The sequence below is a fragment of the Oceanobacillus kapialis genome (assembly GCF_044790185.1).
Taxonomy (GTDB): domain Bacteria; phylum Bacillota; class Bacilli; order Bacillales; family Amphibacillaceae; genus Oceanobacillus_B; species Oceanobacillus_B kapialis.
This window is the reverse complement of sequence record NZ_CP085256.1, coordinates 346,805-360,417: the sequence shown is the minus strand read 5'-3', so window position 1 is coordinate 360,417 and position 13,613 is coordinate 346,805. Positions and strand designations below refer to the sequence as shown.

At 40.9% G+C, this 13,613-nt stretch carries 12 protein-coding genes; 6 read left to right on the top strand and 6 right to left on the bottom strand.

Annotated elements, in window-relative coordinates:
• Window positions 1–12: 12 nt before the first annotated feature.
• A complete protein-coding gene (locus LG273_RS01940) occupies window positions 13–747 on the bottom strand; it encodes an EcsC family protein (RefSeq protein ID WP_379563960.1) in 735 nt (244 codons plus the stop codon).
• 110 nt (window positions 748–857) lie between these two features.
• Here LG273_RS01940 and LG273_RS01935 point away from each other — a divergent pair, with 110 nt between their 5' ends.
• Window positions 858–1,520 (top strand): GntR family transcriptional regulator, encoded by a 663-nt coding sequence (locus LG273_RS01935; protein ID WP_379563962.1) that lies wholly within the window; start codon window positions 858–860, stop codon window positions 1,518–1,520.
• A gap of 98 nt (window positions 1,521–1,618) precedes the next feature.
• On the opposite strand, the gene brnQ is transcribed toward LG273_RS01935, so the two are convergent.
• Window positions 1,619–2,977, bottom strand: coding sequence for a branched-chain amino acid transport system II carrier protein (gene brnQ / locus LG273_RS01930; RefSeq protein ID WP_379563964.1), 1,359 nt, complete (start codon window positions 2,975–2,977; stop codon window positions 1,619–1,621).
• Between the two features lie 254 nt (window positions 2,978–3,231).
• Here brnQ and LG273_RS01925 point away from each other — a divergent pair, with 254 nt between their 5' ends.
• Window positions 3,232–4,233 carry an acryloyl-CoA reductase gene (locus LG273_RS01925; RefSeq protein ID WP_379563966.1) on the top strand — a complete coding sequence of 334 codons (1,002 nt, stop codon included), beginning with the start codon at window positions 3,232–3,234 and terminating at the stop codon, window positions 4,231–4,233.
• Window positions 4,234–4,301: 68 nt separating this feature from the next.
• Here LG273_RS01925 and LG273_RS01920 read toward each other — a convergent pair whose 3' ends face one another.
• The 3 genes from LG273_RS01920 to LG273_RS01910 all read right to left on the bottom strand — a co-directional run bounded on the left by LG273_RS01920 (window position 4,302) and on the right by LG273_RS01910 (window position 8,642).
• Entirely contained in the window at window positions 4,302–6,035 is a 1,734-nt protein-coding gene (locus tag LG273_RS01920) for an ABC transporter ATP-binding protein (protein WP_404457286.1), read from the bottom strand.
• A 100-nt stretch (window positions 6,036–6,135) separates the two neighbouring features.
• Window positions 6,136–7,737, bottom strand: coding sequence for an ABC transporter permease (locus LG273_RS01915; RefSeq protein ID WP_379561392.1), 1,602 nt, complete (start codon window positions 7,735–7,737; stop codon window positions 6,136–6,138).
• The gene (locus LG273_RS01910) at window positions 7,734–8,642 is read right to left on the bottom strand and encodes an ATP-binding cassette domain-containing protein (protein WP_379561391.1); all 909 of its coding nucleotides are present in this window, start codon (window positions 8,640–8,642) and stop codon (window positions 7,734–7,736) included. Before LG273_RS01910 ends, LG273_RS01915 begins: the two co-directional genes overlap by 4 nt.
• A gap of 153 nt (window positions 8,643–8,795) precedes the next feature.
• On the opposite strand from LG273_RS01910, the gene LG273_RS01905 reads away from it, so the two are divergent.
• The 4 genes from LG273_RS01905 to LG273_RS01890 all read left to right on the top strand — a co-directional run bounded on the left by LG273_RS01905 (window position 8,796) and on the right by LG273_RS01890 (window position 11,976).
• The gene (locus LG273_RS01905) at window positions 8,796–9,389 is read left to right on the top strand and encodes a TetR/AcrR family transcriptional regulator (RefSeq protein ID WP_379561390.1); all 594 of its coding nucleotides are present in this window, start codon (window positions 8,796–8,798) and stop codon (window positions 9,387–9,389) included.
• A gap of 148 nt (window positions 9,390–9,537) precedes the next feature.
• Window positions 9,538–10,290, top strand: a complete 753-nt coding sequence (locus LG273_RS01900; RefSeq protein WP_379561389.1) for a GTP cyclohydrolase II — start codon at window positions 9,538–9,540, stop codon at window positions 10,288–10,290.
• The gene (gene ribD / locus LG273_RS01895) at window positions 10,283–11,377 is read left to right on the top strand and encodes a bifunctional diaminohydroxyphosphoribosylaminopyrimidine deaminase/5-amino-6-(5-phosphoribosylamino)uracil reductase RibD (RefSeq protein ID WP_379561388.1); all 1,095 of its coding nucleotides are present in this window, start codon (window positions 10,283–10,285) and stop codon (window positions 11,375–11,377) included. The genes LG273_RS01900 and ribD overlap by 8 nt, the downstream gene beginning before the upstream one ends.
• Window positions 11,378–11,385: 8 nt before the next feature.
• A complete protein-coding gene (locus tag LG273_RS01890) occupies window positions 11,386–11,976 on the top strand; it encodes a 5' nucleotidase, NT5C type (RefSeq protein WP_379561387.1) in 591 nt (196 codons plus the stop codon).
• Here LG273_RS01890 and LG273_RS01885 read toward each other — a convergent pair.
• Window positions 11,880–13,604 (bottom strand): IS1182 family transposase, encoded by a 1,725-nt coding sequence (locus tag LG273_RS01885; RefSeq protein WP_404457284.1) that lies wholly within the window; start codon window positions 13,602–13,604, stop codon window positions 11,880–11,882. The two genes, LG273_RS01890 and LG273_RS01885, sit on opposite strands and share 97 nt — an antisense overlap.
• Between the last annotated feature and the right edge of the window lie 9 nt (window positions 13,605–13,613).

Here is a 13,613-nt window from a genome sequence, read left to right as displayed (position 1 = left end):
TCTTTCTAATTACTATTCCTTTACATAGTCTAGTGGGATATCTTTAAACAATCTAAGATGGTAGGCGTGCAACGCCGTTTTACCGAGATGCTCCAATAAATTGTAATTTGCATAAGCCCCTACAATCGCCCCGAAGCCAGGGACAAGCTGAAGTAATTTCACAAGATCAATGTAGTCTCGATATTCCTGCTGGAAAGTCCTCCAGTCCATCTCGGTTATTTCATGTTTTTTCTCACCCCAATTTTCAATCGTGTGGAATGTCTCTCGCTTTAGCCTATCATGAGAAAATGCCAGCTGGAAAACGTGCAGAATAAACAGTCTCTCCTCATACTTTTTTGTATCGAAACCGTAAATGGCCGCAACCTCAAACAAGTATTTAATCTTTATGGACAGTAATAGTGGAAAGTCAGCTAGTCCTAGAAAGATTCCACCTGCACCTGTCCCTGCCCCTTCGACCGTTGCTGTTCTCCTATAGGTCGTAAGTTTTTCTTTAACAAGCTCATCCTTTTCCTGAAGACTTGCCTGAGCAAGCTCCGGTTTCTTTGTTGTAAGGTCTGATCCGAACAACGTCATCTTGACCATCTGTTGAATCCCCTCTGTTATCACGTGATGCGCCTTCTCCGGTATTATGCTATTTATTCGTGTCTGGGCCTTCTTAGAAAGCTTTTGAAAGACACTTTTCTTGGAAAACAGTTCCCATTTCCATTCCATCAAATCTTCATATGCTTTACGTTCATACTCTAGCAATTCTCCACCTCCGTACTTTCTTAACAAGGCAATATATTGGATATTTCGTTTAGGTTTCATTTCATGTATACTAACAGTATACAACATCTAAAAAGGAGGGTGAATAAAACATGCCAATTCCTGCAAATCACGCGACACCTGTTCGGCAAACTGCTAAAGAGAATGCCTTTACACAAATTCAGCAATGGATTATTGATGGTACGCTACAGCCTGGTGAAAAATTAAATGATACAGATCTGGCAAAAGCGCTTGGTGTAAGCAGAACACCGATTAGAGAATCCTTACAAATGTTAGAAATGCGCGGTTTTGTGAAGATGTACCCGGGAAAGGCCACACAAGTAACAGAAGTCGAAAAAGATGCTATTCTAGAATTGCTACCACCACTTGCAGCTTTACAAGCTTTGTCAGCAGAATTAGCAATCTCCCATATTACAGAAGAGACGTTAGAGAAACTCGAGCAGATAAACGAGCGATTTGCCAATGCCATTTATTCTGAAAACTACTATGCTTCCCTTAAAATAGACGAGGAATTTCACAAAATAATTGTCGATACAGCAAATAATTCCTATATTCATTCCATTATCTCCTCGTTACAGGCACATGTTAGAAGGCAGTTTTTCCATAACTCCATCATTTTAACGGAGAAGTCTGTTGCAGAACATAACACCATCATCCAACTTATGAGAGAAGGTAAAACAGACGCAATTGCTCCCATTATGAAAGAAAACTGGCTCCGAGCAATTGAAGAGTTCCGAGCAATACGTGACAAATAGAACAACAGCGCTGCAAGGCATTCTATATTAAAAAAGGCCGATTCCCTAGTGGAAGCGGCCTTTTTAATCAGTAATCCCTCAACCTATTAATAAGTTTTTTACGCGGAAGTCTTTGCTGTAATATGAAATAATCGTAAACCTACACTTGCTAAAAGGATAATTACCAAGGCAGGCAGCAGCCAGCCAAGCCCTTGATTATAAAGCGGAAGAACCTTCTCATAAAATGAAAGAATTGGTGTAAGCCAGTCAAAATAAGCTATACCCAATGAATTACATAAGGATTTCAAGCCATCTGTCACGCTGACCAGAAGCGTTACTGCCATGGTAACGATGTAAACAGCATGTCGATGCTGAAACAGTCCTGATAAAAAGGCTAAGAGCATTAACACAATCGCTAGTGGATAAAGCAGCATTAACACCGGCACAGAATACGTAATAATATTGGCAAGCCCAAAGTTTGCGATAATAAAGGTAATGACCGTAAAGAAGACCGCAAAAGCTTTATAGCCAACTTTAGGAAAGAGTGTTTGAAAATATTCGGCACACGCTGTAGTTAAACCAATACTCGTCGTTAAACAGGCAAGCGTAAGTATAATAGCTAAAAGAATTGTGCCCGTTTGGCCGAAGTAATAAGCTGCTCCTCCACTTAACACTGGACCACCAGTAGAAAAGATGCCAAGTTCCTGTGTACTTACAGCACCTAGATAGGCAATACCAATATACAAGACTGCAAGAAGCGTAATAGCGACTAATCCTGAACGGGCGGTTGCTACAAGAACTCCCTTAGTTGAAGTGACACCTAAAGAACGAATTGTCCTGATAACGATAATTCCAAAAACTAATGAAGCAAGAGCATCCATTGTATTGTACCCTTCAAGAAATCCTTGAATAAAAGCATTCCCTTGAAAACCGCCTAAAGGTGGCTGTATCTCCCCCATTGGTTTTGCGATAACCATGCCCAGCAGGATCATTAACAGAATTACAATTCCTGGTGCCAGCATTTTCCCAATATAGTCGATAAGCTTTCTTGGCTTTAGTGAGAAAAACAATGTCGCTGAAAAGAATAATACAGTAAAAACAAATAAACCTGTCTGCTGCGCCCCTTCACTTACAAAGGAAGAAAACCCTACGTCATATGCAACCGTTGCGGTTCTTGGGGAAGCAAAAAACGGTCCAATTGTTAAATAGAGCATGACCGTAAAAGCAATGCCATAAACCGGATGTACCCGACTTGCTAATTCCTGCAAGTTTTTACTGCCAGAGTAACTCATCGCCAAAATACCGAGTAATGGCAACCCAACCCCAGTGAGTAAAAAACCTAGTATGGCAGGCCAAAAATTTGTACCGGCATTCTGGCCTAACTGTGCCGGAAAGATTAAATTACCTGCTCCAAAAAAGAGTGCAAAAAGCATAAATCCGACAACTGCATAAGATGTAAATGATAGCTTGTCCTTCATATATATTCCCCCTGTGTGGTCTCTACGTTGCAATCCAATTATTTATATGCAATATATTAGTATAGTTCATACTACTAGGTATATATGCAAAATGCAATATATCGCTTCAAATTTTCATGAAAATTCGACAATATCCGCAGTTTAAATAATTGTACCATGCAACCTGGCACAGTCTATATGTTTAAAAATTCTCTTACTGGGAATAGAAAACTTTTGATGGTATCGTAAACTAGAACGGAAAGGGAGGATTAACAATGGACCATTTTAAAGCACTAGTGTTAGCGAAAGAAAACGGCAGCGATCCAACACTATCAGTTAATAAGCAGAGTCTTGAAGACTTGCCAGACGGGGATGTTACGATCCAGGTAGCCTACTCAAGTTTAAACTACAAGGATGCAATGGTAGGCATTAAGCATCAATTAGTAAAATCCTATCCCCATATTCCAGGTATTGACCTTGCTGGAACCGTACTTGCATCAAAAGACGAAACATACAAGCCCGGAGATAAAGTAATTGTGACGAGCTATGAGCTAGGCACCGGCCATGCTGGTGGCTTTAGTGAAGTGGCACGTGTACCAAAAGAATGGGTTGTTCCTTTACCAAAAGGCCTAACCTTAAGAGAAGCAATGATTCTTGGAACCGCTGGACTAACAGCGGGCCTTTCTGTACAGCGTTTAGAGGATAATGGACTCGCTTCATCTGAAGGTCCTGTATTAGTAGCAGGGGCTACGGGTGGAGTTGGTAGTCTTGCTGTAGATATGCTCGCTAAGAAAGGGTATGATGTTGCCGCAAGTACAGGTTCTTCCAGCGAGAAAGACTACCTGGAAAAGCTTGGGGCAAAAGAAATTATCTCCCGAGAAGACGTTACCGATCAGGACGGCACCCCAACACGAAAAAAACGTTGGGCAGCTGCAGTAGACCCTGTGGGTGGTTCGACATTGCAATATATCCTTAGCACGTTAAAGCAACATGGATCTGTTGCAACCTCAGGATTGGTGGGCGGAATTGAAGTGAAAACGACCGTACTTCCATTCATCGGAAGAGGGGTAAACTGGCTTGGCATTGACTCTGTACAGTGTCCAATGGAGCTTCGGAAAAAAGTATGGGAGCGCCTTGCAACTGACTTGAAGCCTACTAACCTAAATGAAGAAGTAGTAAATGAAATATCGCTCGATGAAATAGAACAAACCCTGCAAGAAATCCTTGAAGGCCGTGTACGTGGACGAACTATCGTAAAGTTAAATCCAACTGATTAACAAAATACTAAAAAGCGCCGGAAGAATTTAGTGTCCATCTATTCTTCCGGCGCTTGCTTTATTACGTATTATGATAACTGCTGTTCAGCAAACTCACGATACAACTCATGGGTAGAGACGAGTTCCTGATGTGTTCCACTTCCTGTGATCCTGCCCTTTTCAATAAATATGATCTTATCGGCATCTACAATGGTCGATAGACGGTGAGCGATCACAAAGGTTGTTCGCCCCTCCATTAATCTGGTTAATGCTTGTTGTACAATGCTTTCCGACTGACTATCAAGACTGGCTGTAGCCTCATCCATCATCAATATTTTAGGATCACGTAAAAAGGCACGGGCGATGCTAATTCGTTGTTTTTGTCCACCAGAAAGCTTTACCCCACGTTCTCCAACCTTCGTGTCCAGTCCTTCAGCAAAGTCTTTAATAAATTGATCCGCATAGGACATTTTTGCCACAGCCCATAGTTTTTCGTCAGGGATTTCACCAGGGTTTTCCAGCCCATAAGTCAAGTTTTCCCGAATAGTACCTGCCATCATAGCACTTTCTTGTGAGACATAACCTATTTGACTACGCCATGTATGCAGGGATAATTCCTGAATCGGTGTTTCTCCAATCCTGATCTCTCCCTCCACAGGTTCATAGAAGCGTTCTAACAGGCCAAACAAAGTTGTTTTCCCACCACCACTTGGACCAGCAAAGGCAATCATTTCACCAGGATTTGCTACAAAGCTGATCGAGTCTAGGACAGGTTCCTTTTCGTTATAAGCAAAGGAAACGTTGTCCAGGGATAACGGCTTGTTTGCAACCTGTGCTTGAACCCCCTCCTGCCCGCTTTCTTCAGGGAGATTCAGGATATGTTGAATGCGCTCTGTTGCTCCTTTGGCCTTTTGCAGCTGGGTGAAGAACATTGCAAAAGACGTAATAGGCATCACAATTTGAAACAGATAAAGCAAGAAAGCAACTAATGATCCGGTTGACATGGAGCCATCTGCTACACGAATACCACCGTAACCAATAATCACTACGACTACTGCCATAATGATGAGGTACATGAGCGGTCCGACTAAAGCGATGATTTTCGATTCCCTAAGCCCGAACGAAAAAAGATTGTTAATCCCTGCTACTCCTTTTTTCTCTTCAAAACCTTCAGCTGTAGAAGATTTCATCAATCGTATTTCACTGATTGTTTGTTGGATATCTCCAGTAAAAGTGGCTGTTTCATCCTGTAACCCTCTTGAAATCTTGGCCATTCTGCTGCCTAATGGAACCATAAGTGCTATCGTTATAGGTACAGATAACAGCATAATAAGCGTCATTTTCCAATCCATGATGAGGAGAATGGTAACTGCTCCAATAATAGAAATGATACCTGTAATAAATTGCGGAAAATGGTCGGAAATTAACTCTTTTACAACTCCTGTATCGTTCACTACCCGACTGACGGCTTCTCCGCTCTTTGTCTTGTCAAAATAACTTACCGGCATGCGAATTAGCTTACGCCACATTCTTTCCCGCAGTCTAGCGACAATCCGTTGTCCGACCATTGCAAGTAAATAGGTGGAGACACCGTCAATAATGGCCTGCAAAATAAAGACAATGCCAATCGATATAATTAAGGTCCAGCTTAACGAAGCAAGAGAAAATCCATCCACAAGCTCTCTTGTTAAAATCGGAATGGTCAAGCCGACAAGTGTGGTAAGTACCCCACCAATTAATCCAAAGGTTAACGCTAATTTAGGTATATTCGTTGATTTAATTAAGGCATAAAAATCTTTTATATTACTTTTTTCCTTGCTCATAAACATCTCCCTGTCTTGATCTATCATCATCATTTCCATTATAGTGCAGGGATAAGTCTGATAGCTAGTATAACTCCAAAAATTTCCTGAAACATACAGGTTATGCCTGAATATCACGCTTGTTATAGCCTATGAACCCAACAACCGAACAACCTATAGCTAAGATAAAGAGAATTAAAACAGGTAGAAAATGCATATCCTCTACTAATAACTCCGGAATATGGCCATAAGGGGATATACCGCTGAGCCACGTGGGGAATTCTAGAAGATCGCCTAAATAGACAACGAAAAAGGAATATATAAGGTATATCCAGCCTGCAAAGCTTGCTCTTGGCAGCATGCCCACTACTAAAACACCAACCCCTATAATGAGCCATACCGCCGGCAAGTAAACAATAATCGCTCGATAAGTATTCCAAAAATCCATTCCATTATCCATTGAAGCATTACCAGCAACCCACAGGCCAATAGCTGTTAACGATAGCATTACAAAACTGACAATAACAGATAATAGAAAAGCACTGCCTAGTAACCTATTACGGGATACCTTCTTACTTAACAGAAGTTCTAAGCGACCTTTTTTCTCTTCCGCAACTAGTTTATTCACAGACATAAGGGCCGGGATTGTACCAATCATCGCAAGGATGGAAACCATCATGGTTAAGAACTGGTCTGTTAAAGAGCGGCCATTTTCTGGTTGAAGCAATTGTTGAAACATCTCATTTTCCACAAAAAAGGAATCCAAATCTCCTAACACAGATCCATAAGAAACTCCTAAAACAAACATTCCTACCGCCCAAGCAATGAACCCTGTGCGTTGCAAACGAAAACTTAGCCCAAATGGACTTAGTAAAGAAACATGGGCGTTTCGTTTACCGGGCTTTGTTGGGAGCAGACCTGCCCCAAGGTCACGTTTGCTATATAAGACACTGGCTATTGCTAAAAGTAGAACGGCTACGATACCAGTTATTCCGATTGGCCACCATAGATTCGTTACGAAAACCTCTGAACCCAGAATCCAGCCAAGTGGAGACATCCAAGAAAGCGTCTCATTACTGACATCTCCTATTGCCCGGAGTAAGTAGGAGACACCTAAAACTGCAAAGGAAAGTCCTACTGTCCCGCGGGCATTTTCGGAAAGCTGTGCAAATACAGCCGTAACAGTAGCAAAGAAAAAACCTCCTACTCCAAGTGCTGTACCATAAAGGAATGAGCCTTCTAAGGTAAGACTATCTATGCCAAGTAGATATAATCCTCCCCCAGTCAATAAAGCAATGGCTATATTGGTGAATGCAGCAAGCAACATAGTTGCACACAGATTGGCAAGTCGCCCAGCTGGCAAGGAACGAATGAGCTCTATCTTCCCATCCTCCTCATCTGCTCTTGTATGTCTGGCGACGAGAAGAATATTCATAATGGCCATAGCAAGAACAGTAAATAGCAGCATTTGATGTGCCATAATTGCCCCTATTGTATAGTTATCCAACCCGTATCCCTTTCCTAGCATGGCCGTCATGGCGGGATTCACCATCGATTGCGCCATCATTTGTCTGCTATCACTAGTAGGATACAAGTTTTCAAAGGCTCCCGCTGTACTGCAAGTAATTAAGATGAGGGACACCATAAACACTGGTATTCGTACACGATCTCTCTTAATTAATAGGCGGAGAAGCGTCCCCATCCCTTTTGTATACTCCCTCATGATTGGTCACCCTTTGCACCTTTTCCATCCCCTTCATAATGGCGCATAAACAGATCCTCCAAGTTTGGTGGTGCACTTTCCAGTTTCACAATACCGTAGGAGCTAACATGCCGAATGACCTCATCAAGCTTTTCTGTATCGACCTGAAAAGCAAATGCATTATCCCTCTTTTCCACATCATGTACGCCAACTACTTGTTCCAGCCCACTTATGGACTGCTTTGTTTGCACAAGCAGATTTGTTCTCGTTAAATGGCGTAATTCTGTCAGGGTGCCACTTTCAATCATTTCGCCTTGGCGGATAATCCCGACTCTGTCACACAACTTTTCTACTTCAGAGAGAATATGGCTAGAGAGCAAGACACTTTTATCAGCCTTTTTAGCTTCTAATACACATTCTTGAAAAACACGTTCCATTAATGGATCCAATCCGGAAGTGGGTTCGTCAAGAATATATAAGTCTGCATCAGACGCAAAAGCCGCTACAAGCGCCACCTTTTGTCTATTACCTTTGGAATAGGTTCTACATTTTTTAGTAGGATCCAGTTCAAACCGTTTGATTAATTCCTCTCTACGGCCTTTATCGACCCTGCCTCGGAGCTTCATAAACAGGTCAATAACCTCTCCCCCCGTTAGATTAGGCCAAAGATTAACATCACCAGGTACGTATGCAAGCTGCTCATGAATCGATACTGCATCCTTCCAAGCATCTTTACCAAATATCTTCACGGAACCTTTAGAAGCTTTTAAGATACCAAGCAAAATACGGATCGTAGTAGATTTACCGGCCCCATTAGGCCCAATAAAACCATAGACTTCCCCTTTATTAACTTCCATATCAATGCTATTTAAAGCAGTGAACTTCCCAAAATACTTTGATACCTGCTTCGCTTCTAGAACAGTCATACTTCTAAGCCTCCCCGCTTCCAGCTAAATTATGAAATATTTATACTTATATAGTTCATATTATACAAAAGATACTTGCTTTGCAATAACTTATGAACTATATGCGTTGTTTTATTACATAATTTTTTATACACTTAAGAAGAGGTGAGGCAGATGGACGGATTTGAACGCCGCCGTGAACAGAAAAAGCAAAATATACTGGAGGCAGCCCTAGGCTTATTTTTGCAACTTGGTGTGCAAAAGGTAAGCATCAGTGAAATCGCAAAACAAGCGAACGTCTCACAGGTTACAATATACAACTACTATAAGAATAAAGAGCGATTGGTTGAGGAAGTTATACATTACTATGTGGATACCGTTTGGCAAAAAGCAGATAACGTATTAAGCAGTGACCTCCCGTTTCCGGACAAGATTAAAGAATTAATTTTTAATAAAAAAACAAATGCTGAGCAAATACATGAGAATTTTTATCAGTATTTTATGAAAGTCTATACTGCGAGAGATAGCTATATGGATAAACTGGTTAAAGAAGAGGCAATCCCTAAGATGATGAACTTATTTGATCAAGGAAAAGCGCAAGGCTATGTAGACCCCGCTATATCAAACGAAGCAATTTTCTTCTATATCCAAATGATGAACGAATACATGCAAAAAAAAGATGTATACACAAAGATCTTACCTTTGACAGAGGATATTATGAACATATTGTTTTATGGCATTGTTGGCAGAGGAAGAGAAGAGAAATAATTCTCTTCTCCTCTCACTGTGTCAGCACTTCCTCATAGCGTATACGGGCGCGCCTCTTTTTACATACACTAACAAATAGACTAGGTTAGAAAATTGATACACCCAATAAATTTCATTATACTTATTGAAAGTGAAGGGAGTTTTAAGGATGGAAAAAATGAAGCATGATGATGCTCTTAAAATATTGAAAGATAAAATACAGCTTATTAAACAGAAAGATAAAGCAATTTACTTAGTCGGGCCAATTCAGTTGCCCGTTAACTTATATGGTGAAACAACAGTTTTCCAATGGTATTGCTGGCTAAGCCAAGAGGAAATAACCGAGGACTATGAGCGTATTATCGAAAAGCTTGCATCCTCCAATCTTGCTGAATATCAGCAATCAAGCGTCCTTGTTTATGGGGATTTCGCAACTGCAGATGATGCGCTAATTCGCATGCATTCCATCTGCCATACAGGGGATATTTTTGGCAGCAAGCGCTGTGATTGTGGTTTTCAATTAAAGGAATCAATGAGACGTATTAAAGAAAACGGCGCAGGAGCGCTCTTTTATTTAGCGAACCATGAAGGTCGAGGCATTGGCTTGTTTAGTAAAGCGATGGCATACCTTCTACAGGAAAGTGGTTATGACACCGTAGAAGCAAATGAACAGCTAGGATTTGAAAATGATACCCGTAATTACGAGGATGCCATTCAAGTGTTAAAGCAATTACGCAGTAAAGCCGTCACACTCATCACAAACAACCCTAAGAAGCTAGAAGCTTTAGAACAAGCCGGGCTCCCTATAGCCGGGAGAACGCCGCTGTGGGGTGACGTTTCTGAATACAATAAGAAATACCTGCAAACGAAGGTCACAAAGTCTGGACATATGGAAGCAGAAGGATCGTGTTTGAATGACTAATCATAGCTTTTACATGGAACTTGCGATAAACCAAGCAAAGGCATTGAAGGGGCAAACAGACCCTAACCCCCTAGTTGGTTGTATTATTGTTAATGAAGGCAGAATTGTCGGCATGGGAAGCCATTTAAAAGCAGGCGAGGCCCATGCAGAAATCCACGCCCTCCGTATGGCTGGGGAGCATGCTAAAGGAGCGACAGTATATGTAACGCTTGAGCCTTGCTCTCATTATGGAAGAACGGGTCCATGCGCAGAAGCACTTGTGGAGGCAGGGGTAAGCAAAATAGTGGTCGCTACCCTTGACCCCAACCCCCTCGTTTCCGGCAAAGGGGTTGCCATTTTAGAAAAAGCGGGAATTGAAGTCATTACGGGGATATGTGAAGAGGCATCCATTCAAATGAATGAAGTCTTTAATAAATATATAGCAACCAAACGGCCATTTGTAACTTTAAAGATTGCATCCACTCTTGATGGAAAAGTTGCGACGCGAACCCTTAGCAGCAAGTGGATAACCTCAGAGGAAGCACGCACAGAGGTTCATCAACTGCGTCATCAAAATATGGCAATTCTTACTGGCATTAATACAGTAGTGGAGGATAATCCGGCACTTACAGCCCGTATCCCTAATGGAAGAAACCCTATCCGACTCGTAATGGACTCCACGTTAAGAATTCCTTTAGACTGTCAACTTGTTGAAGACAATCAAGCAGAAACATGGGTGTTTACAACAAGCAATTATAATAAGGAAAAAAAAGATCAACTTGAAGCAAAAGGTGTTCGTGTCATCATTCTTAAAGGGGAGCAGATACATCCGGAGGGCGTATTAGACTATGTCGGGGAAAAGGGGATATCCTCACTACTAGTAGAAGCAGGCGCCACGATAAATGCTAGTTTTATGGAGTATCAGTTTGTCGACAAGCTAATCGTGTACATGGCACCAAAGCTAGTTGGCGGACAAGAAGCCCCATCCTTTCTAGGTGGTGTTGGGGTAGAAAAAATGCAGGAGGCCACCAATCTAGATGGTCTTAAAGTGGAAACAATCGGTACAGATCTTAAGATAACCGGTTATCCAGTTAAGAAGAAAGGCTGAGGAAAAGAATGAAATTAGGTTTCGATATTGATGACACCTTACTAAATTTACGGGAGCATGCTTTTCATTTATATAATCAGGAGCTTAAAAAGCAGGTGCCTTTGGAATCTTTCCATTCACTTAATCGGGTTGAAATTCACGAACCATTTGGATTAAATGACCAAGAAGGAAAAACAATGTGGGAGCAATCCATCGAAGCAATTTACTATACGGATTGCCCTGCTTTTCCAGACGCTGTTGAGGTATTGAACAAGTTAAAAGAAATGGGACATCAGATTTTTTACATTACAGCCCGCCCCATGGAGCACGGTGAACGAACAAAAGAGTGGATGAAAAAGAAAGGGTTCCCTGTTCAAGACGAGGCGTTCTTTTATGGCATGAATGACCATGAGAAAATAAGCACGATCCAAAATCTTCAGCTCGACTACTATGTAGATGATAAGCCAGCCGTTTTAGAAACATTAATAAATGAACCCACCACCTTGGTGATTAAGGATCAATCTTATAACCGAGAATTCACGCAAGCATACCGTTTGTTTGAATGGGCGGATTTTATTCCGTTTGTTGAAAGAGGCCGGGACATAACTAGCCTTAAGTAAGTAAAAAAGATTCCAGTTATCAAAAAATGATAACTGGAATCTTTTTTGTTAGAGTTTGGGCTTGTATGTTGCATGGTGGCGGTGTACTTTCTTATGTTCACCGCCATAAATGCAAATCCTAATTCATTTTCCACTTTAGATTTGCCTCTCACCGACATTCGAGTGAAACGCAAATTAGCCTTCAGAAATCCGAAGACAGGTTCCACATCTATTTTACGTTTCCCATAGATTTCTCCCGTTTCTTCTTTTGAAAGCTGCTCTCTTATATATTCTTTTTGTTGTTCCCAATGAGCATTGTAGTAAATTTTCCGATTCTCTTTTGCTTTGGTACACTGATCGCGTAATGGACACCCAGAGCAATCTTCGCATTCATAGACACGAAAGGTTCGTTTGAACCCGGTTTTATCCTTTCGATTTGATAGGTATTGAAAAGCTACCTTCTTTCCGTTTGGACAAGTAAAAAAGTCTCCGTCTGAATCATACTCCCAGTTGGATACATGAAAAGGATTTGTTTTATATTTCTTTTTCTTTTCCTTCCGATAGGTATTATACGTAATGAGTGGCATCTTTTCTCGATGGAGTACATTACTGTAATTTTGTTCACTACCGTAACCCGCGTCAGCAACAATATACTTGGGTAACTTAAAATACCTATCTTCAATATTATCGAGGAAAGGAATAAATGTGCGAGTATCCGTAGGATTTGGAAATACATCATAGGCTAATGTGTATTGACCTTCGGTCGCAATTTGTACATTATAACCTGCTTTAAGTTGGCCATTTTTCATATAGTCATCTTTCATTCGCATAAAAGTGGCATCATGATCCGTCTTTGAATAACTATTGCGATCGCCAAAGATTTCCATATCTTTTTGATATTTGTGTTTACGAGCTTCAAAGTCTTGGAATTGTTTACGGTATTGCTTGGGTTCTTTTCGCTCGGAACGAAGTTGTTTGCGTTCTTTCGCTTCTTCACTCTTCTCGATTTCTTCATCATATTTTTTTACTTCTTCATCTAGTTTTTTTACCACTTCACTGAGTTCTTCCGTTGAAAGTTCATCGGAACTTTCCCTTTCTATTTCAGGGATAATTTCCTTTTCCAGTAATTCCTCATACAGTTGATTCGACTTCTTTATTAAATCGGTGCTGTATTTTTCAATGGATTTTTTCCACACAAAGGTGAACTTATTTGCATTCGCCTCTATCTTCGTACCATCAATAAAAATGGCCTCTTCTTCAATCATCTTCTCTTCCACAAGTTGACAACGAAATAGGACGAAACACTGACGTAATAATTCTTTTACTTCCGGATGCACACGAAATCGATTAATGGTACGATAACTCGGTTCATAGCCTTGTGCTAACCACATCATACGTACACTGTCTTTGAGTAACCCCTCTATTTTTCTGCCAGAAAAAACAGACTGCGTATAGGCACATAAGATAACCTTCATCATCATCCTTGGATGATATGCAGGGCATCCTGTTTCACGGAAAAACTCCGCAAATGAATCCTCTGGAATACTCTCCACAACATGATTAACTGCGTAGGCTATATCATTTTCTTGAAGTTTCATTTCTAAATCTAAAGGCAAAATGACTTGATTCATGGTATAATGTTTAAACATAAGGGATAC

Coding starts and splice junctions, on each gene's coding strand:
- LG273_RS01885 (WP_404457284.1), bottom strand. CDS start 13,604: ATGTTTAAACATTATACCATGAATCAAGTCATTTTGCCTTTAGATTTA.
- LG273_RS01925 (WP_379563966.1), top strand. CDS start 3,232: ATGGACCATTTTAAAGCACTAGTGTTAGCGAAAGAAAACGGCAGCGAT.
- LG273_RS01935 (WP_379563962.1), top strand. CDS start 858: ATGCCAATTCCTGCAAATCACGCGACACCTGTTCGGCAAACTGCTAAA.
- LG273_RS01910 (WP_379561391.1), bottom strand. CDS start 8,642: ATGACTGTTCTAGAAGCGAAGCAGGTATCAAAGTATTTTGGGAAGTTC.
- LG273_RS01905 (WP_379561390.1), top strand. CDS start 8,796: ATGGACGGATTTGAACGCCGCCGTGAACAGAAAAAGCAAAATATACTG.
- brnQ (WP_379563964.1), bottom strand. CDS start 2,977: ATGAAGGACAAGCTATCATTTACATCTTATGCAGTTGTCGGATTTATG.
- LG273_RS01890 (WP_379561387.1), top strand. CDS start 11,386: ATGAAATTAGGTTTCGATATTGATGACACCTTACTAAATTTACGGGAG.
- LG273_RS01900 (WP_379561389.1), top strand. CDS start 9,538: ATGGAAAAAATGAAGCATGATGATGCTCTTAAAATATTGAAAGATAAA.
- ribD (WP_379561388.1), top strand. CDS start 10,283: ATGACTAATCATAGCTTTTACATGGAACTTGCGATAAACCAAGCAAAG.
- LG273_RS01915 (WP_379561392.1), bottom strand. CDS start 7,737: ATGAGGGAGTATACAAAAGGGATGGGGACGCTTCTCCGCCTATTAATT.
- LG273_RS01920 (WP_404457286.1), bottom strand. CDS start 6,035: ATGAGCAAGGAAAAAAGTAATATAAAAGATTTTTATGCCTTAATTAAA.